At 69.2% G+C, this 19,203-nt stretch carries 18 protein-coding genes; 13 read left to right on the forward strand and 5 right to left on the reverse strand.

Annotation, left to right across the window (positions count from 1 at the left end; translation table 11 throughout):
• The first annotated feature begins 2 nt into the window (after positions 1 to 2).
• The 3 genes from ACRYA2_RS08680 (at position 3) to ACRYA2_RS08690 (ending at position 5,070) form a co-directional block, all read left to right on the forward strand.
• Positions 3 to 1,676, forward strand: a complete 1,674-nt coding sequence (locus tag ACRYA2_RS08680; RefSeq protein ID WP_433626567.1) for an ABC1 kinase family protein — start codon at positions 3 to 5, stop codon at positions 1,674 to 1,676.
• A gap of 54 nt (positions 1,677 to 1,730) precedes the next feature.
• Positions 1,731 to 2,855, forward strand: a complete 1,125-nt coding sequence (locus ACRYA2_RS08685) for an aminotransferase class I/II-fold pyridoxal phosphate-dependent enzyme (protein ID WP_433626570.1) — start codon at positions 1,731 to 1,733, stop codon at positions 2,853 to 2,855.
• A 328-nt stretch (positions 2,856 to 3,183) separates the two neighbouring features.
• Positions 3,184 to 5,070, forward strand: a complete 1,887-nt coding sequence (locus ACRYA2_RS08690) for a cation:proton antiporter domain-containing protein (RefSeq protein WP_433626573.1) — start codon at positions 3,184 to 3,186, stop codon at positions 5,068 to 5,070.
• On the opposite strand, the gene ACRYA2_RS08695 is transcribed toward ACRYA2_RS08690, so the two are convergent.
• A complete protein-coding gene (locus tag ACRYA2_RS08695) occupies positions 5,033 to 5,608 on the reverse strand; it encodes a DUF7344 domain-containing protein (RefSeq protein WP_433626576.1) in 576 nt (191 codons plus the stop codon). The two genes, ACRYA2_RS08690 and ACRYA2_RS08695, sit on opposite strands and share 38 nt — an antisense overlap.
• 218 nt (positions 5,609 to 5,826) lie before the next feature.
• On the opposite strand from ACRYA2_RS08695, the gene ACRYA2_RS08700 reads away from it, so the two are divergent.
• The 7 genes from ACRYA2_RS08700 to ACRYA2_RS08730 all read left to right on the forward strand — a co-directional run bounded on the left by ACRYA2_RS08700 (position 5,827) and on the right by ACRYA2_RS08730 (position 12,717).
• The gene (locus ACRYA2_RS08700; protein ID WP_433626579.1) at positions 5,827 to 7,509 is read left to right on the forward strand and encodes an aldehyde ferredoxin oxidoreductase family protein; all 1,683 of its coding nucleotides are present in this window, start codon (positions 5,827 to 5,829) and stop codon (positions 7,507 to 7,509) included.
• 93 nt (positions 7,510 to 7,602) lie between these two features.
• A complete protein-coding gene (locus tag ACRYA2_RS08705; protein ID WP_433626582.1) occupies positions 7,603 to 7,911 on the forward strand; it encodes a cupin domain-containing protein in 309 nt (102 codons plus the stop codon).
• A 71-nt stretch (positions 7,912 to 7,982) separates the two neighbouring features.
• The gene (locus ACRYA2_RS08710; RefSeq protein ID WP_433626584.1) at positions 7,983 to 8,276 is read left to right on the forward strand and encodes a CGCGG family putative rSAM-modified RiPP protein; all 294 of its coding nucleotides are present in this window, start codon (positions 7,983 to 7,985) and stop codon (positions 8,274 to 8,276) included.
• Positions 8,277 to 8,541: 265 nt separating this feature from the next.
• Positions 8,542 to 8,688 (forward strand): hypothetical protein, encoded by a 147-nt coding sequence (locus tag ACRYA2_RS08715; RefSeq protein WP_433626587.1) that lies wholly within the window; start codon positions 8,542 to 8,544, stop codon positions 8,686 to 8,688.
• A 79-nt stretch (positions 8,689 to 8,767) separates the two neighbouring features.
• Positions 8,768 to 10,108, forward strand: coding sequence for an O-acetylhomoserine aminocarboxypropyltransferase/cysteine synthase family protein (locus tag ACRYA2_RS08720; RefSeq protein WP_433626590.1), 1,341 nt, complete (start codon positions 8,768 to 8,770; stop codon positions 10,106 to 10,108).
• A 68-nt stretch (positions 10,109 to 10,176) separates the two neighbouring features.
• Positions 10,177 to 11,334 (forward strand): homoserine O-acetyltransferase MetX, encoded by a 1,158-nt coding sequence (metX, locus tag ACRYA2_RS08725; protein ID WP_433627110.1) that lies wholly within the window; start codon positions 10,177 to 10,179, stop codon positions 11,332 to 11,334.
• A 48-nt stretch (positions 11,335 to 11,382) separates the two neighbouring features.
• Positions 11,383 to 12,717 (forward strand): M28 family peptidase, encoded by a 1,335-nt coding sequence (locus tag ACRYA2_RS08730; RefSeq protein WP_433626593.1) that lies wholly within the window; start codon positions 11,383 to 11,385, stop codon positions 12,715 to 12,717.
• Between the two features lie 141 nt (positions 12,718 to 12,858).
• Here ACRYA2_RS08730 and ACRYA2_RS08735 read toward each other — a convergent pair whose 3' ends face one another.
• Positions 12,859 to 13,128, reverse strand: a complete 270-nt coding sequence (locus ACRYA2_RS08735) for a hypothetical protein (protein WP_433626596.1) — start codon at positions 13,126 to 13,128, stop codon at positions 12,859 to 12,861.
• Positions 13,129 to 13,171: 43 nt separating this feature from the next.
• On the reverse strand, positions 13,172 to 13,963 hold the full coding sequence (truA, locus tag ACRYA2_RS08740) for a tRNA pseudouridine(38-40) synthase TruA (RefSeq protein ID WP_433626599.1): 792 nt from the start codon (positions 13,961 to 13,963) through the stop codon (positions 13,172 to 13,174).
• Between the two features lie 35 nt (positions 13,964 to 13,998).
• Between truA and ACRYA2_RS08745 the strand changes: the two genes are divergently transcribed.
• The 3 genes from ACRYA2_RS08745 (at position 13,999) to ACRYA2_RS08755 (ending at position 17,059) form a co-directional block, all read left to right on the forward strand.
• Positions 13,999 to 14,280, forward strand: a complete 282-nt coding sequence (locus tag ACRYA2_RS08745; RefSeq protein WP_433626602.1) for a hypothetical protein — start codon at positions 13,999 to 14,001, stop codon at positions 14,278 to 14,280.
• A 39-nt stretch (positions 14,281 to 14,319) separates the two neighbouring features.
• The gene (locus ACRYA2_RS08750) at positions 14,320 to 15,705 is read left to right on the forward strand and encodes an arylsulfotransferase family protein (protein ID WP_433626605.1); all 1,386 of its coding nucleotides are present in this window, start codon (positions 14,320 to 14,322) and stop codon (positions 15,703 to 15,705) included.
• 130 nt (positions 15,706 to 15,835) lie between these two features.
• The gene (locus ACRYA2_RS08755) at positions 15,836 to 17,059 is read left to right on the forward strand and encodes an aryl-sulfate sulfotransferase (RefSeq protein WP_433626607.1); all 1,224 of its coding nucleotides are present in this window, start codon (positions 15,836 to 15,838) and stop codon (positions 17,057 to 17,059) included.
• Here ACRYA2_RS08755 and ACRYA2_RS08760 read toward each other — a convergent pair.
• Positions 17,056 to 17,874 (reverse strand): MBL fold metallo-hydrolase, encoded by an 819-nt coding sequence (locus ACRYA2_RS08760; protein WP_433626610.1) that lies wholly within the window; start codon positions 17,872 to 17,874, stop codon positions 17,056 to 17,058. The genes ACRYA2_RS08755 and ACRYA2_RS08760 overlap by 4 nt on opposite strands.
• 54 nt (positions 17,875 to 17,928) lie before the next feature.
• On the reverse strand, positions 17,929 to 19,161 hold the full coding sequence (locus ACRYA2_RS08765) for an MFS transporter (protein WP_433626613.1): 1,233 nt from the start codon (positions 19,159 to 19,161) through the stop codon (positions 17,929 to 17,931).
• Positions 19,162 to 19,203: the final 42 nt, after the last annotated feature.

Below are 19,203 nucleotides of genomic sequence, written 5' to 3' on the forward strand. Positions count from 1 at the left end.
GGGTGGTCACTCTGGTCAACCTCCGCGCCTACCGGCGCTTTTTCGTCGTCGCCTGGCACTTCCTTCCGCTGCTGTTCAGCTACGCCCGCGACCGGCACCGATTCCTCCTGTTCGGCGGGTCGCGCCGCGTCGACAGCGAGACGCGCGTCCAGCGGGCGAACACCCTGCTCGAATCGCTGCTGACGCTCGGGCCGACGTTCATCAAACTCGGGCAACTGCTGTCGACCCGGCCGGACATCCTCCCGCCGGAGTACGTCGACGTGCTGTCGAAGCTCCAGGACGAGGTACCGCCCGCCGACTGGAGTGAGGCCGAGAAGGTGGTCGAGGCAGAACTCGGCCCGGTCGCCCGGGAGTTCGACTCGTTCGACACCGACGCCATCAGTGGCGCGAGCCTCGGACAGGTGTACGCCGCCGAGGTCGACGACCGGAGCGTCGCGGTGAAGGTGCGCCGTCCCGGCATCGAGGACCTCGTGGAGGCCGACCTCCGGGTGATCCGGTGGTCAGTCCCCGTCCTGATGCGCTTCATCGGACAGGCGCGGGCGTTCTCGCTCGAGACCCTCGCGGACGAGTTCGCCCGGACCATCCGCCAGGAGATGGATTACGACCGCGAGGCGACGATGCTGACGGAGATTCGCGAGAACTTCGCCGACGACGATGACGTCGCCATCCCGGCCGTGATCGAGAGCCACTCGGGCCCGCGCGTGTTGACGATGGAGTACCTCGGGGGGACGAAGATAAACGACGTGGCGACGCTGGACGAGAAGGGCATCGACCGCACCGACCTCGCGGAGACGCTCCAGCGCGCCTACCTCCAGATGATAATCGAGGACGGCGTCTTCCACGCCGACCCCCATCCCGGAAACCTCGCCGTGCGGGACGACGGCACCGTCGTGTTCTACGACTTCGGGATGAGCGGCCGGGTGGACGCGTTCATCCAGGAGAAGATCGTCGACTTCTACGTCGCGGTGGCGAACCAGAACATCGACGCCATCCTCGACGCGCTCATCGAGATGGGCACCCTGTCGCCGGAGGCCGACCGCGCGACGATGGGCGAGGTGATGGAACTCGCTATCCAGGACGCCCGCGGCGAGGACATCGAGACCTACCGCGTCCAGCAGATAGTCTCGCAGGTCGAGGACACCATCTACGAGTTCCCCCTGCGGCTTCCGTCGAACCTCGCGCTCGTCCTCCGGGTCGCCACGGTCGTCGAGGGCGTCTGCGTGACGCTGGACCCCGAGTTCGACTTCATCGCCGTCGCGACGGACTACCTCACCGAGCAGGGCTACCGCGAGGAGTCCATCAAGCAGTTCCTCGAACAGGCGAGCGACGAGGTGCAGGCCTCGGCGCAGTCGCTGGTGCGGGTCCCGCCGAAACTCGAGCGCACGCTGGACCGCACCGACCGCGACGACCTCTACGTCCGCGTCAACGTCGAGGACGACGACGACGTGTTCGACCTGTTCGCGAAGCGACTCGTCTACGGGATGTTGCTCTCCTTCAGCCTGCTCACGACCGGCATCCTCTACACCTTCTCGACGCTCCGCGCCGCCATCGTGGCGGGCGCGTTCACCCTCGTCGTCGCCGGTCTGCTCTACCGGTCGTTCCGCAAGCGCCGCGGCATCCGCGCGACCCCGCAGTTCACCCGCCAGAACCTCCGCCAGCACGAGGAGCGGGAGTGAGGCGTCGCGTTCCACTTCCGGTAGCTTAACGCGTTCGCCCGACGACCCCCGACTATGGAAATCGCGCCCTTCGGACTTGAACGCTGGTTCGGGAAGTACGAACACGAGGCCGACATCATGCTCGCCGAGAGCGGCATCCGGAGCCTCGACGCCTCGCGGTTCGACCTCGACCCCGGGAAACTCGGGTACGTCATCCCGACCGACGGCGACCCCGAGTTCCGCGCGGCGGTCGCCGACCACTACGACCGCGGTCGCGACGAGGTGGCGTTCACCTGCGGTACCCAGGAGGCGAACTTCCTCGCGTTCTGCTCGCTCATGGGGGGCGAAGATGCGAACGGGACCGGCGGCAAGACCGCCTCCTCTTCCCGTAACTCTTCGAGTCACGCGGTCGTCGTGACTCCGACCTACCAGGCGCTCCACGCGGTCCCGGACGCGATGGGCGAGGTGAGCCGCGTCTGGCTCGAACCGCCGGAGTGGGAACTCGACGTCGACGCCGTCGCGGACGCCATCTGTCCGGAGACCGATGTCGTCGTGCTGAACAACCCCAACAACCCCACGGGGCGCTACCACCCCGAAGAGACGGTCCGGGCGCTGTACGACCTCGCCGAGGACGCGGGCGCACACCTGCTCTGCGACGAGGTGTACCGCCTGCTGGCCGACGACCCCATTCCTCCGGTGGCGAGCATGGGCGAGCGCGGCATCAGCACGACCAGCCTGACCAAGGCCTACGGGCTTGCGGGCCTGCGGTTCGGCTGGATAGCCGGCCCCGAGGACGTGGTCGAACGCGCGGTCCGGTGGAAGGACTACACCACCATCTCGCCGCCCATCTTCGGCCAGCACGTCGCGCGCCAGGCGCTCGGCGAACAGGAGGACGCCATCCTCGAGGAGAACCGCGAGCTGGCGGCCGACCACCGCGACCGCATCCGGACGTTCGTCGCCGACCACGACCTCGACTGGTACGACCCCGTCGGCGTGAACGGCTTCGTCTCGATTCCGGACGGGTTCGACGACGCCCGGGAGTTCTGCCGCGGCGTCGTCGAGGAGGAGAGCGTCGTCCTCGCGCCCGGCAACCTGTTCGGCTACGAGAACTACTTCCGCATCGGCTTCGGCCTGCCGACCGCGGAACTGGAGGAGGGGCTGGAGCGCGTGTCGTCGTTCGTCGACCGACGCGCCGAGTGACGGCGGAACCTTCGGTCGTCCTCGAGACGCCGGTCGACTCGTCGTGGACCGACGGCGTGATGTAACAGGAGACGTTCAGCCAGAGCTTCGCCGTCGAGACGCGGTCGAGCAGGCGTTCGACGACCGTTAGAGATCCTCGTCGTCACTCCGTAGCTCCTCGGTGAGAAACACCGACGCGTCGAGAACGAACCGGTTGCTCGAGCGGGTGCCCGGGCATGTGTGGGATGGTACCGAACAACCAAAACCTTCTCCCGTCGGTGACGATCCGGCTATCGCAAAGGAGCGCTTTTATACGGTCGGGGCCACCACCTTCGGGCGAGAAACGCTCATGAGTGTCGAGTCAACGGGGTCGGGACCGGGACTGCTCGTCATCGTCGCGACAGTTATCGGTCTCGGCGTCGTCGCACAGATACTTGCGGACCGCTTCCAGGTGCCGAGCGTGCTCTTTCTCATCGTCTCGGGCATCGTGGTCGGCCCCGTCGGAATCGGTCTGCTGAACCCCGCCTCGTTCGGGGGTGCACTGTCGGCTATCGTCGGCCTGAGCGTCGCCATCATCGTCTTCGAGGGCGCGTTCCACCTGAAGCTGAGCAAACTCCGCGAAGCGCCGTCGGCGCAGATCAAGCTGGTGACGATCGGTGCCGCCGTCTCGCTGGTCGGCACCGCGGTTACGGTCCGGTACGCCCTCGGAACGGAGTGGGACCTCGCGTTCCTCATCGGTGCGCTGCTGGTCGCAACCGGCCCGACAGTCATCACGCCGATCCTCTCGGTCGTCGCGGTCCGGGACCGCGTCGAGGCCGCGCTGGAGACCGAGGGTATCGTCAACGACGTGACGGCGGCCATCCTCGCCGTGGTGATGTTCGAAGTCGTCGTGCTGACCGAGGGCGCGGCGTTCGAGTTCAACGAGTTCCTGAGCGAGTTCATCACCAAACTCGGGACCGGACTGTTCGTCGGCATGCTCGTCGCCGGCGCGGTCTGGTACGTGCTCCGGCACGTCGACCTCTCGCGAGGCAACGCGCCCCAGAACGCCCGCCTGCTCGTGCTGGTCGGCGCGCTCGTGGCCTACGCGGGTGCCGACTTCTTCGCCAAGGAGGCCGGCATCGCGGCGGTCGCGACGGCGGGCATGCTGCTCGGTAACGCCGATCTGCCGTACGAGGAGAAGATAGAGGAGTTCAAGGGCGACATCACCCTCGTCGTCCTCTCGTTCGTCTTCATCATCCTCGCGGCACTGCTGCATCCCGCCGACCTCTTCTCGCTGGGACTCGGCGGCGTCGCGGTCGTGGTGGTCGTCGCGCTCATCGTCCGTCCGCTGGGCGTCATGCTCTCGACGACCGGCGACCGGTTCGACTGGGGCGAACGGCTGTTCATGAGCTTCGTCGGTCCGCGCGGCATCATTCCCGCGTCGGTCGCCACGCTGTTCGCGTTCCAGCTCCAGAACCGCGGACTGAACCAGGCGGCGACGACGCTGGTCGGGACCGTCTTCCTCGTCATCGTCGTCACCGTCGTACTGGAGGGCGGATTCGCCCGCCACATCGCCGAATATCTCAACGTGATTCCCATGCGTGTCATCATCGTCGGAGGCGGGAAGGTGGGCCGTGCGCTCGCCGAACGCCTCGAAGACCGGGGAGAGAACGTCGTCATCGTCGAGAACGACGAAACGATAATCGAGACCGCTCGCGACGCCGGCTTCACCGTCCACAGGGGCGACGGCACGGACACGGAGGTGCTCCGTGCCGCCGGCGCGGACAACGCCCGCATCGTCGTGGCCGCGACCGGCGACGACGACGCGAACCTGCTCGTCGCTCAACTCGCCGACTCGAAGTTCGACGTCGACACGATCATCGCCCGGGCGAACAATCCGGACAACGTCGACGCCTTCGAGGACCTCGGCGTTCGAACCATCTCCTCGTCGATGGCGACGGCGTGGGCCATCGACAACGTCATCGAACGCCCGGCGCTGTCGAACTGGATGACCGAACTCGGCCGGGCCGGCGACGTCCAGGAGATAGAGGTCACCTCCGAGAACCACATCGGCAAGACCATCGAGGAACTCGACGACGAACTACCGAGCGGCTGTCTCATCGCGCTGGTGGGACGCGACGGCGATACGCAGGTCCCCAACGAGAATTTCACGCTGCAGAAGGGCGACCACATCACGTTCCTCGGACGCAAGGACGCCGTCAGGGAGGCCATCGACCTCTGCCACCCGCCCGCGTGAGCTCGACCCGGCGATCCAGCCCAAGGTTGATGGCCGACAGCGCGGCGAACGCCCCGAGAACGAGAGCGGCGTACCCCAGCACGGGGATGGCCGTGAACGGGTACATGCCGAGTAACCGGCAGCCGACGACGACGCCGCTGACGAGCGCGAGCGCCAGGTAGTAGCGACTCCAGTTCGCGCCGTCCGGCGCGGGCGAGAGGTAGTCGTCGAGTTCGTCCGCGCCGTCCGCGAGCGCGACGGTGCCGCGGTGGCGGTCGTAGTCGACGACGCCCGCGTCGGCCATCTTCGGCAGATGCGTCTGGTACAGCGACGTGTACACCGACTTCCGCTCTTTCGATGATATCAGGTCGACGGTCGTGTCTCGTTCGTGGGCGGCGATGACCTCCGCGAGCTCGCCGATGGATGCCGGGCCGGACTGGGTCCGGAGGTACGCCAGCGCGTAGCGGCGACGCGCGTTCGTCAGTATCTCGAACGCCGTGTCGCGCGACATGGTTTCCGCGTCGGCCGAGGTGCTCTCCGCACCGCTGTCTCCGCTCATGGGCGGCGACGGCGGTGGTCGCCTTTCGCTTCCGGTCTCCCCGGCACAGTGTCCGAATTTCGAGGAGCCGTTGGAAAAAGATATCCGTCCATTTAGGCACCGACGTGGCGGAAATAAGGGGTTCCGGCGGACGACTGTCGTCCGCGACGCGAGACGGTCACTCGACCGACCTGTTTCGAACGCCGATGTTTATTGTACCGAAGCTCCAACTCTCGAACATGCTTCACGCCGAAGGCCCGCTACTGACCGTCGACGTGGGCGAGCACGAGACGACGACGACCGACGTCGACGACGTGCTCGCCTCGTTCGTGGGCGGTCGGGGCGTCGCCACGAAACTGGCGCACGACCGGATTCCGTTCGACGCCGACCCGTTCGGCCCGGAGAACAGCCTCTTCTTCACGACCGGACCGCTCCAGATGTCGACGATGAGCTTCACCGGGCGGATGAACTGCACCGGCCTCTCGCCGCTGACAGGTGGCCTGCTCTCCTCGAACGCGGGCGGGTTCCTCTCGCGGAACTTCACCGGGACGGGGTACGCCGCGGTCGAGATAACGGGCGAGAGCGACGACCCCGTCGCGGTCCACGTCACCGACGACGGAGTCGAGTTCGAGGAAGTCCCGGAACTCGCCGGCGCGACCGTCGGCGAGACGGGGGAGTACGCGGCCGACGAACACGGCTTCGGCGACGACCAGCTCGCCGTCGCCGGACCGGCGGGCGAGAACCGGGTCCGGTTCGCGGCCATCATGACCACGGAACACCGCGCGTTCGGTCGCGGCGGCCTCGGCGCGGTCCTGGGCGGCAAGAACGTCAAGTACGTCGCGTTCGCTGGCGACAGCGAGCCCGATATCGACGTCGACCCCGTGGCGATGGACGTCCACCGCGAGGCCGCGACCGCGGACGACCACCCGATGAAGAAGGCTGGCACGACCAGCGTCACGGAGTACGCCAACCACGTCGGCGCGCTGCCGTCCTACTACTTCTCGGAACTGGAGTTCGACGGCGCGGCCGACATCGGCGGCGAGGCGGTCTCCGAGAAGAAGTACAAGAAAGGCACCTGCTCGCAGTGTGCGTTCGCGTGCAAGCTCCCCACGCGCGACGAGGAGACCGGACTCGAAACCGAGGGGCCGGAGTACGAGACGGTGATGGCGTTCGGCAGCAACTCCGGCGTCGACGACGTGGTCTCGGTGATGAAGTCCAACGACCTCTGTGACGAACTCGGCATGGACACCATCTCCTGTGGCGACGCCGTCGCCGCCTACCTCGCGGCGAACGACGAGTTCGGCAACAGCGACCTGATCCACGACCTCGTCGAGAAGATAGCCTACCGCGAGGGCGACGGGGACCTGCTCGCGGAGGGCGTCCACCGCTTCGCGGACGACCTCGACGTCGAGGACTGGACGGTAAAGGGCCTGGAGTTCGCGGCCCACGACGGCCGCACGCTGAACGGACAGGGCCTCGCCTTCGCCACCTCGAACCGCGGCGCGGACCACATGTACGCCGAGTTCTACTCGAAGGAGTACCCCCTCGTGGACAAGGACGAGGCGGTCGACCCGGAGGGGCTGGACGGCAAACCGCCGCTAATCGTCGAGAAGGAGAACCACAACGCGGTGCTGGACAGCGGCGTCGTCTGCAAGTTCTCGCGGGACTTCATGACCGAGGAACGCCTCGAAGCACTGCTCGACGCCGACTACGACGACCTGCAGGCGATGGGTGCTCGCGTCGTCGAACTGGAGCGCCACTTCAACAACCGGCGGGGCTTCGACCGGGCGGACGACGCGCTGCCGTACGACCTGCCGGGCTTCGAGGACGCCCTCTCGGAGTACTACGAGGTCCGGGGCTGGAACGACGACGGGACGGTGCCGGACGGCCGGATTTCGGGCGCGGCCAGCGCGGACGACTGACCCGCGCGCCGGTCCGGTGCACTCGCGGCGCAACCGCCGCCGAACACGTTCGGGGGAACGGTGACGGTGCCGGTGTGACTACGTCCCGACGAGATGACGACGAAGCGAACGCTGGCCGACCTCGACGGCGACCCGACGGCGGTCGTCTTCCCGGGAGCGGAACCGAAGACGGTCAGACTCACGCTCGACGAGGGCGAACGCGTGGCTCCTCACAGACATCCGGACCGGCAGGTCGTGCTCGCGGTTCTCGACGGTCGCCTGACGCTCGACGTCGGCGACGAGACGCGCAGGGTCGAGGCGGGCGAGACCGTCCGTTTCGACGGCCGTCAGGAGGTGTCGCCGTTCGCCGAGACCGACGCCACCGCGCTGCTCGTCCTCGCTCGTCGCGTCCCGGTGGACTGAGCGACTCGACCGGACGAACACGTTCGGGACTCGGCTTTCCTCTGGCGGCGACCAACCAACGAACGACCGTCATGTCTGACTCCACCCCCGAACCGGTGACGGACCACGTCCACGAGAGTTCGTGGTCGGCGAACCTCGAACTGCCGCGCCACGCCGACGACCGCGACCTCACCGTCGAGCAGGCGCTCGACGCCGTTCGGAAGACGGCGTCGGGCTACCACGTCAACCTCGTCACGCACGAGAACCACGGCCACCCGGAGACGTACCTCTTCGACGAACTCCAGGACGCGTTCGACGACGCGGAGTACCGATTCGTCGAACGGTGCGGCTGCGGCGGGTACGTCACGCGCGTCCACGTCGAGTGATATCGGGTCCGTTCGTCGTTCTTCCGGCGTTCTGACGCTCCCGGAGCGGACCGTCCCCAGTGGAGCAGTCGCCCGCCACGCCCTCCTCGACCGCGAACGTGTTCGTGAGAATCGCTTCTCGTCCATACAGGCTAGGGAGAATGCGGACACGCACCGACCCGTTCTTCGTCGCGGCTGGACTGTACCTGACCGTCGGACTCCTGGCCGTCGTCGGCAACCTCACCGTCGGCCTGGGCGTCCTCGAACCGCTTACCGCCTTCGTGCGGTGGTCGCCGTCCTCGTCGTTCTCGTCCTCCTGCCCCTGCTGGCCGCGGTCGACGACGGTCTCGGAAACGCTTCCCTCGTCGTCCCCGCCGTGCTCGCTGTCGGTGCCGTGGCCTCCGCGTACGCGCTCACGTCGCTGACTGCGTGAGAATCTCCCCGCTGACTGCAGAGGTGAATCGTGTCGTAACCGCTGGTTATAAATCGTTTCGAGAATATGCTCGTAGCACATGACCGACGACGAGGACCGGTCGCGCAACGGTGGCCGACGGGGGGACCAGGCTAGCGAGCGGCCGCGATTCGGGACGCGAAGCGTCCACGCGGGCCAGCGGTCCGACCCCGCGACCGGAGCGGTCGCGCCGCCGCTCTACCAGACCACGTCCTACGAGTTCGCGGACGCCGACCACGCCGCCGACCTGTACGCCCTGGAGCGCGACGGCCACATCTACTCGCGGCTGAGCAACCCGACGGTCGAGACGCTCGAAGACCGCATCGCGGCGCTCGAAGGCGGTGCCGGCGCCGTCGCCACCGCCAGCGGGATGGCCGCGCTCGACTCGCTCACCTTCGTCCTCGCCGAGGCGGGCGACAACGTCGTCGTCTCCACCGACACCTACGGCGGGACGACGACGTACTTCAGCCACGTCGCCTCGCGCAGGGACGTCGAGGCGCGGTTCGTCGACACGCTGGACTACGACGCCTACGCGGACGCCGTCGACGACGACACCGCGTTCGTCCACGTCGAGACCGTCGGCAACCCCTCGCTCGTCACGCCCGACTTCGAACGCCTCGCCGAGGTGGCCCACGAGCGCGACGTTCCGCTCGTCGTGGACAACACCTTCGCAACGCCCGCGCTCTGTCGCCCCCTGGAGCACGGCGCGGACGTCGTCTGGGAGTCGACGACGAAGTGGCTCCACGGCAGCGGAACGACCGTGGGCGGCGTGCTCGTCGACGGCGGCGACTTCGACTGGGCGGCCGGCGGCTACTCCGAACTCGCCGGGACGAACCGCGCGTACCACGACGTCGACTTCTCGCGCGACTTCGACGCGCCGCTCGCGGCCGCCGCGCGCTACCGCGCCGTGCGGAGCCTCGGCAACCAGCAGTCGCCGTTCGACGCGTGGCAGACCCTCCAGGGCGTCGAGACGCTGTCGCTGCGGATGGAGCGCCACTGCGAGAACGCGGCCGTCGTCGCGGAGTACTTGGACGACCACGACGACGTGGCGTGGGTCGCGTACCCCGGATTGGCGGCCCACGAGACCCACGAGAACGCGACCCGGTACCTCGACGGCGGGTACGGCGGGATGGTCGCGTTCGGCCTGGAGGAGGGCTTCGAGGCCGGCAAGGCGTTCTGCGAGGCGACCGACCTCGCGACCTTCCTCGCCAACGTCGGCGACGCGAAGACGCTCGTCATCCACCCGGCGAGCACGACCCACGCCCAGCTCACTCCGGACGAGCAGCGCGAGGCCGGCGTCACCCCCGACCTCGTTCGCCTCTCCGTCGGCATCGAGGACCCCGCCGACCTGCTCGCCGACCTCGACCGGGCCATCGAACGCGCGACGCGGGAGGCGACATGACCGACGCGAACGACGCCGCAGGCGCGTGCGAAGCGCCGGATGGACGCGAATCGGACTACGTACACGACATGCCGGGCGAGCGCGTCTCGCTGGGGCCGTTCGAGTTCGAGCGCGGCGGGTCGGTTCCCGACCTCCAGGTCGCCTACGAGACGTACGGCGACCCCGCGAACGACGCGGTCCTGCTCTGTCACGCCCTGACGGGCAGCCACCGGGTGACGACCGCGGGCGACGAGACGGTCGACGCCGACCAGGCGAGGGCCTGGTGGGACGACGTGGTCGGCCCAGGCGCTCCCATCGACACGACCGAGCAGTTCGTCGTCTGCGCGAACGTCCCCGGCTCCTGCTACGGGACGACGGGGCCGGCGAGCGAGGACCCCGCGACCGGCGAACCGTACGGCTCCGACTTCCCCGCCGTGACGGTCGGCGACTGGGTGCGCGCCCAGCGGCGCCTGCTCGACCACCTCGGCATCGACACGCTCCAGGCGGTCGTCGGGGGAAGCGTCGGCGGCATGAACGCCGTCGAGTGGGCCAAGCGCTACCCCGACCGCGTCGAGCGCGTCGTCCCCATCGCCGCCGGCGCGCGCCTCGACTCCCAGCTGCTCGCGCTGTCGGCCATCGCCCGCCGGGCCATCGCGAGCGACCCGGCGTGGCAGGGCGGCGACTACTACCCCGACCACCCCGACGACGGGCTGGCGCTGGCCCGCCAGCTCGCGCACGTCACCTACCGCTCGAAGGAGTCCATGGACGACCAGTTCGGCCGCCGGACCGCCGACTGTCCGCCGCGCGAACTGGCACCGGACGCCCTGGGCGACGCGACCGACGACGACTACCGCAAGGTCGAGAGCTACCTTGACTACAACGCTCGGTCGTTCGTCGAGCGCTTCGACGCTAACAGCTACCTCCGGCTGACGCGTGCGATGGAGGACTACGACCTCGCCGCGGGCTGTGCGTCCGACACCGACGCGCTCGCCGAGTTCGACGGCGAGGCGCTCGTCGTCTCCATCACCGGCGACTGGCACTTCACGACAGACCAGGGCGAGGCGCTCGCCGCCGCGTTCCGCGACGCCGGCGCGGAGGCGACCCACCGCGTCGTCGAGAGCGACTACGGTCACGACGCCTTCCTCGCCTGCCCGGAGTTGATAGGGCCGCCGCTGCGCCGCTTTCTAGGTCGTCGTCGCAATCACGGCTCGTTCGCGCCGGTCCACGCCAGCCTCTTCGCGAACTGAACCGGTTCCGGGACGGGATTTTTGTCGCCGGGACGCTCACTGCACGCCATGACGGCGAACCGCTCGGCAGCGCTCGGAGCGATGTGGCGGGACGACTATCCCTGGACCTTCCTGACGCAGTTGACGGAGATAGAGAACCGGCTGGGCGGCCATCCGGGCGAGCGCGAGGCGGCGAACCTGGTCGCGGAGGGGTTCGAACGCGCCGGCGCGCGCGAGGTTACGACCGACTCGTTCGACATCGCGCGCTGGGACCGCGGCCGGGCCGACCTCGCCGTGACCGACCCGGTCCGGCGCTCGTTCGAGGCGGTCGCGCTCCCGTACTCACCCGGGGGCGAGGTCCGCGGCGAACTGGTCGACGTCGGTCACGGGACGCCCGAGGAGATAGACGAACGGGACGTGCAGGGGGCCATCGCCGTCGCGAGCACGACGACGCCGCCCGGCAGCCGGTTCGTCCACCGGATGGAGAAGTTCGGGTACGCGGCCGCCGCCGGCGCGGAGGCGTTCGTCTTCCACAACCACGTCCCGGGACAGCTACCGCCCACGGGGTCGCTGACGTTCGGCGACGTGGCGACGCTGCCCGGCGTCGGCGTGAGCGAGGAGACGGGCGCGTGGCTCACGGACTACGCCGACCGCGGCGCGACCGCGACGCTCTCCGTCGACGCCGGCACGGAACCGGGGACGAGCCACAACGTCCACGCGCAACTCGGACCGGACACCGACGAGGAGGTCGTCGTCGTCGCCCACCACGACGCCCACGATGTCGCGGAGGGCGCGCTCGACAACGGTTGCGGCATCACGGTCGTCGTCGCGGCGGCGCATCTGCTCGCCGACCTCGACCTCGAAACCCGGGTCCGGGTCGCTGGCGTCGGCTGCGAGGAGACCGGCCTGCTCGGCAGCGAGGACCTCGCGGAGCGCCTCGACACCGACCGGGTCCGGGCGGTCGTCAACGTCGACGGCGCGGGGCGGTTCCGCGACCTGCGGGCGTTCACCCATGACTCCGAGGCGATGGCGGACGTGGTCGAGGCCGTCGCCGACGAGGCGAACCAGCCCGTCGAACTGGAGGAGGACGTCCACCCCTTCAGCGACCACTGGCCGTTCCTCCGACGGGGCGTCCCCGCGCTCCAGTTGCACAGCGAGCAGGACGCGAGCGTGCCGGGCGAGCGCGGCCGCGGCTGGGGGCACACCCACGCGGACACCCGGGACAAGGTCGACGACCGCAACCTGCGCGAACACGCCATGCTCGCCGCCCTGCTCGTCCAGGAACTCGCCCGGCGCGAGGACGTTCCCCGGCGGGACCCCGACGACGTCGCCGAGAACCTCCGCGAGAACGACTACGAGGAGGGGATGCGCGCCGCCGACATCTGGCCCGACGAGTGGCGGTGAGTCACCGCTCGCTCTCCCGCCTCGCGTCGAGGAGCGCCTCGGCGAGGCGCGAGACCCTTCGGGGCGCTAAACGCGCCGCCGACCGGCGAGCGGAGGTGGAACGGTCCGAACGCCACGAGACCGACGAAGCCGCCCCGCCGACTACTCCGCGAATATCTCTTCCTTGTCGACGGCCCAGAGCAGCGTCGCCAGCCCCCGCAGGCCGAGGTAGACGCCGACGAACAGGGCGGCGACCCAGACGGCGGCGGCGACGAGGAAGCCGAGGATGCCGCCGCCGAAGACGACGCTGACGCCGCCCGCGGCGGCCCCGCCGAATCCCAGTGCGAGTAGACCGAGCACGACCCACCGGGTCGCGTGCCAGAGCCACGAACTGTCGACGACCTCCAGGTCGTCCGGATCGGTTGCGACCATACTTCGCTTCCGACTCGACACGTCAAAACTCTAGGTGGTGGCGCTACCGGAGGCGGTCGTCTATCTCGCCGGCGACCCGCGCTCCCGCCTCCCGCTCGACGCGCAGGTCGGCGAACACCTCGCGGGCGCTCGCGGCCGCCTCGTCGTCCACCGCGAAGTCGAGGTCGTAGCCCACGTCCGTGAGCACGAGGGGGTGGGCGGGCGCGGGCGCGACGCCCTCGGGGCCGTCCAGCGGTTCCGGCGAGAGCACGCGGTCGACCTTCGCGACCGGTGCCTCGCCGGTGGCGACCGCACGGACCAGCGCGACGACCCGGCGGACGAGGTTGCGCGCGAATCCGCCCGCCCGGAGCGTGACGACGAGGTAGTCGCCGTCGCGGAGCACGTCGGTCCGGAGGTCGCGGACGGTGCCCTCCTCGTCGGGCGTCAGGTTGTGGAAGTCGTGCTCGCCGGAGAGGCGGTCGAGGGCGTCCTTCGCCAGCGCGAGGTTCGCCCGCGGCGCGTAGCAGTGGTAGGTGTACTCCCTGAACAGGGCGTCGTGGGTGGCGTGGAACTCGGGGCCGGCGTCGGCGCTCGCCCACGCCCGGACCGACGCCGGCAGTTCGCTGTTCAGCGCAGCGGGCGTGAGCCAGTCGGGGGCCGCGAACGCGACGGTCTGGGCGACCGCGGAGACGCCGGCGTCGGTGCGACCCGCGGCGGCGTACCCCTCGGGGGCGTCGTCGGCCACGCCGAGCGCCCGGCAGGCGTCCAACAGCGCGTCCTCGACCGTCGACACGTCTGGCTGGCGCTGGAACCCGTGAAACGGACGACCGTCGTAGGCGACCCTGAAGGCGCGCATCGCCAGCCGCTACTGCCGGTCAGCGCTTAGTTCGTGTGGTCCGTTCGAACCAACAGGACCCGGTTGATGGCGAGAACGCGACCGCTACGGGCGCGTTGACGCTGTCTGGCGAACGGAACGCGGCCAGTATCGGCGTTCAATCGCGGGATACCGCGGCCGACATCGGCCGACAGACTTCCCCTGCGACCGGAACCCCCGACCGTTCGAGCGGCGAGGTGCCCGCGACGGGCCGTCGGGCGTCGCGTGCGAGGCCCGGCGACGCCCGCGGAGACGCGTTCGGCGACGACGCCGCGAACGCGTATCAGATACGACAGTGAGCGTAAACATACAAGAACCACCATTCGATAGAGGGTCGTATGCGACCGTCCTCTCGACGGCAACTCCTCGCCGCCGTCGCCGCCGTTCTCTGCGTGCTCTCGCTGCCGGCCGTCCCGCTGGCTGCCGGCGGCGCGAACGGAAACGCCCGACTCAACCCCTGCGTCGGAACGATGACCAGTCCCGCGAACGGAACGACCGTGATCGCCGTCCAGGGGTTCACCTGGCACGAGGGCGACGCCGGCAAGAAGCCCGCGAAGCTCGTCGGCGTCGGCCCGCGCGGTCAGGTGCAGTGGGTCCACCACGCCGCCGACCACGGCACCGTCTGGCAGTACGACGTCGACCCGATGGCGAACGGCAACGTGTTCGTCACCGCGACGAAGAACAAGCGGACGTACGTCTACGAGTTCGACCCCCGGACGCAGGAGCACGTCTGGCAGGAGGAACTGCCCATCGAGGACACCCACGACGTCGACCTCATCAACGGCGGAACCCAGTTGCTCGTCGCGAACATGAAGAACTACGACGAGGACAGCGGGAAGAACGACGACAGCATCTTCGTCTACGACCTGCAGAAAGACGAGATCGTCTGGCGCTGGTACTTTCGCGACCACTATCCGAAGGACACGGCGGAGAACTACACCGACGACTGGACGCACGTCAACGACGTGGACAAGATAGCCGACGGGAAGTATCTCGCATCGCCGCGCAACTTCGACCAGGCCATCGTCGTCGACCGCTCGACGAACGAGGTGACCATGCGACTGGGGAGCGACGACGACTACGACGTCCTCGACGAGCAGCACAACCCCGACTACCTCGAGAGCGAGAACGGGACCGCGACGTTCCTCGTCGCCGACTCCAACAACGGCCGCATCGTCGAGTACGCCCGGCGCGACGACGGGTGGGAACGCACGTGGAAACTCGGCGAGGGCGACGACCTCTCGTGGCCCCGGGACGCGGACCGCCTGCCGAACGGGAACACGCTCGTCGGCGACTCACGGAACCACCGCGTGCTGGAGGTCGCCCCGAACGGAACGGTCGTCTGGGAGTTCTCCTCGCCGTATCTCGTCTACGACGCGGCGCGCCTGCAAGCAGGCGAGCACGGCGGGCCGACCATCGCCGACATGAACGCCACCGGCTCGTACGGCCTGCAGGGTGACGCTGCCCGCCACGAGAACTGGAGCAACCTCGTCGGCTGTCACTCCTACCTCCAGTCGGTCGACGGCTGGGCCGCGGGCCAGAAGCCGTCGACCACCGGCGCGACGACCGGGGAGTCGGGCGTGAACGACGACGACGTGCGCAACGCCCTGGTGACGACCACGACCGACGACGACACGACGACGTCGCTGCCGGGCTTCGGCGTCGCCGTCGGCCTGGCCGCGCTGCTGGCGGTCGTCGCGCTGCTGGTTCGGCGACGCGAGTAACTCGACGCCTACGCTCCCGGTGCTCTCGGTTCCGGCGCTTCTCGGGTCGAACGGGATTGGCCGTTCGGGACGAGGACCGAACGACTTCGTTTCGGACAATCTACAAGTGTTTGGGTCCTGTACGGCGGGCATGGTTTCGGCCCCGCGAAACCGGGGGATGGCGGTCGTGGTGGCGGTGGTCTGCTGTCTGGGGGTGGTCGCGCCGGTCTCCGTCGCCCAGCCGCGAGACGTCGGGAATCCCTGCGTCGGGACGGTCGAGCGGCCGGCGAACGGCACGACGGTCGTCAGCGTCCAGGGGTACAACGAGAGCGGGAAACAGCCGGCGATGCTCGTCGGCGTCGGCCCGCACGGGGCGATTCGCTGGGTCCACCACAGCGCCGCCGAACACGACGCGGTCTGGTCCTACGACGTCGACCCGATGGCGAACGGCAACGTGTTCGTGACGGCGGCGGTCCGGGGCGGGAAGACCCTCGTCTATGAGTTCGACCCGACGACCCAGGAGACCGTCTGGAGCGTCGAGTTCGACATCCGGGACACCCACGACGCCGACCTCATCGACGGCGGGTCCGCGATCGTCGTCGCCAACATGCGCAACGCCGACCCGGCGAACGGCACAAACGACGACCGCATCTTCGTCTACAACCGCACGAGAGGCGAGATAACGTGGGAGTGGCGCTTCGCCGACCACTACCCGCCGGCGGCCGGCGGTAACTTCAGCAAGGACTGGACGCACGTCAACGACGTGGACGCCATCGGCGACGGAACCTTCCTCGTCTCGCCGCGCAACTTCGACCAGGTCATCGCCGTCGACCGCTCGACCGGCGAGATAACGACGAAACTCGGGGAAGACGGGAACTACGACGTCCTCCGCAAGCAGCACAACCCCGACTACCTCGAGAGCGAGAACGGGACCGCGACGCTGCTGGTCGCGGACAGCGAGAACGACCGCGTCGTCGAGTACGCCAGGCGGGGCGACGGCTGGACCCGCACGTGGACGGTCGGCTCCCCGGAGACGCTCCACTGGCCGCGGGACGCCGACCGACTTGACGACGGCAACACGCTCGTCTCGGACACGAAGAACCAGCGCGTCGTCGAGGTGACGCCGACGGGCGAGGTCGTCTGGGAGTTCTACGCCCCGTGGCTGGTGTACGACGCGGCGCGCCTGCGGACGGGCGAGCACGGCGGGCCGACCGCCGCCGACCTGAACGCCACCGGCACCCACGAGATAACGGGGAGCGCCGGCCTACACGGCGACCGCCTCGCGGCGTGTCACGCGCGGCTGATGGCGGTCGACGGACTGACCCAGGCGGGTCGGGACGCGCTCGGCGGGAACGGGAGCGCGGGGCGAACCTAGAGGGAGAACCGCTCGCCGTCGACCGCCAGCGGCTCCTCGAACGCCTCGTCGGCGGGATAGAAGTGCGAGACGTGGACGAGTCGGGTCTCAGCGGCGCCGAGTTCCTCGGCCAGCGCCAGCGCCCCCTCGCGGGTCATGTGCTTCGTGCCGAACGTGCGGGCCACGCCGTCGTCGTCCCGGTGGTCGCCGCCGACCGGGTGGCTGTCGGCGAGCGACGCCGGAACGATGGCGTCCGCGAGCAACAGGTCGGCGTCGGCGAGCGCGTTCCGGGAGTCGTCCGGAATCGCGTAGCTCGTGTCGCCCGTGAGCGCGAGCTTCGTCCCGTCGCGCTCGACGACGACGCCGTAACAGAGCATCGGCGGGTGGTCGACGGGGACGAGCGTCACGTCGAACCCGCAGGTCGAGAACGTCTCGAAGGGGGCGTGGTCGTGGACCGTCAGCGGCCGGAGGTAGTCGTACTGGCTCCGGACGGAGTCGGCGACGCTCTCGCCCGTCGCGGGGTCGACCTCGTCGACGGCGTGAACGGCGAGGGAATCGAGCAGTCGGTGGGCGTTGCCGAGGCCGTGGAGGTGGTCGAAGTGGACGTGCGTGACGACGGCGGCGTCCGGGAGGGCGACGTCCTGCGTGAGAAACTGGTGGCGGAAGTCGGGGCTCAGGTCGACGAGCAGCGACTCGTCGGTGGCTTCGTTGCGAACGTGCACCGAGAAGCGCGTGCGCTCGACGCCCCGCTCTCGGGCCGCCGCACACGTCTCGCAGTCACAGCGAGGCGTCGGCGTGCCAGTCGTGTCGCCGGTTCCGAGGAGCGTGACCTGCATCCCGTAGGGATTGCCGTTTCTGGTACAAATGTCTCCCGCTGGCGGCATCGAGGATTACGCCGCCGCCGACCGCTCCGCTGGCGAGTCGACGAGCAACGTCACGCCCGCGCCGACGAGGAACACGACGCCGAGTCCCGCGACGGCGGCCGTCTCGGTCACCGCGTCGGCGGCGACGCCTGCCGCGACCACCATCGGAACGCGCAGGAGTCGCCACAGCATGGAGAACGCGCTCAGCGTCGTCGCGCGCCCCGCCGAACCGACGTGGTCGTTCAGGTGGCCGTTCACCATCGGCAGCAGGAGCGCCTTCGACCCTCGAATCGCGACGAACATCGGCAAGGCGGCGGCCACCGCGACGCGGGGGAGGACGAGCAGGACCGCCGTCGCCACGGGGACGACGAGGAGCGCCCCCCAGAGGCCGAACGCCTCCTCGACGTCGCCGGCGAAGTAGCTGGCGACGGCCGAGACGACGGTGAACCCCGCGTAGAGGAGACCGAGGACGACGCCCAGCGGCAGGGCGTGACCGGCGACCGTCGCGGATTCGAGCGTCGCCTGGAACAGTCCGCGGGTCACCGGCTGGATGTAGGAGTTCGCCGCGCTGACGACCGCGAAGAACAGGCCGGCGTACACCACGAACGGCCGGAGCGGACGCGAGGCGAACTGCCTCCGGACGAGCGGCAGGGCGTCGAGGACGGTGATGCGGTCGTCCGCGAGGGAGTCCTCGTCCGCGTCGTCGCCGTACCGGCGGCTCCCGGGGAGCGTGAATAGGACGGCGAGGCCGAGGCCGTTCAGCGCGACCGACGCCACGAAGGGGGATCGCGGGTCGACGGCGTACAGCGCGCCGCCGGCTACCATCGTGACGACCGAGGTCCACCGCATCACCGACGCGCCCCGACCGCGGATTCGCGTGAAGTCGTCGGCGTCGAACCGCTCTTCGAGGACCTCGTAGAGCCAGGCGTCGGCGCTGCCGGACGCGAACGTCAGCGCGAGCGCCCAGAGAGCGTAGAAGAGGACGTACGGCCAGAACGACTGCGCGACGACGAATCCGAGGAGCGAGAGCACCGTGAACGCGACCGAGAGCGCGAGACTCGTCCGGCGGCCGTACCGGTCGCCGACGTACCCCGTCGGGACCTCGCCGAGGACGACGAGCGTCGACGACAGCGCGCTCAGGACTCCGTACTGCGTGAACGAGACGTCGCGGAGGACGAACAGGGTGAAGATTGGCGATATGAACCCGACCGAACGGGTCGCCTGAAAGAGGTAGTACTTCCCGATCAACCGGCTCGACATGGCGTAGGCGTCGCGGACGACCGGAAAAAGGGTTTCCTGAAC

It is taken from the genome of Halomicrococcus pelagicus (genome assembly GCF_050954125.1).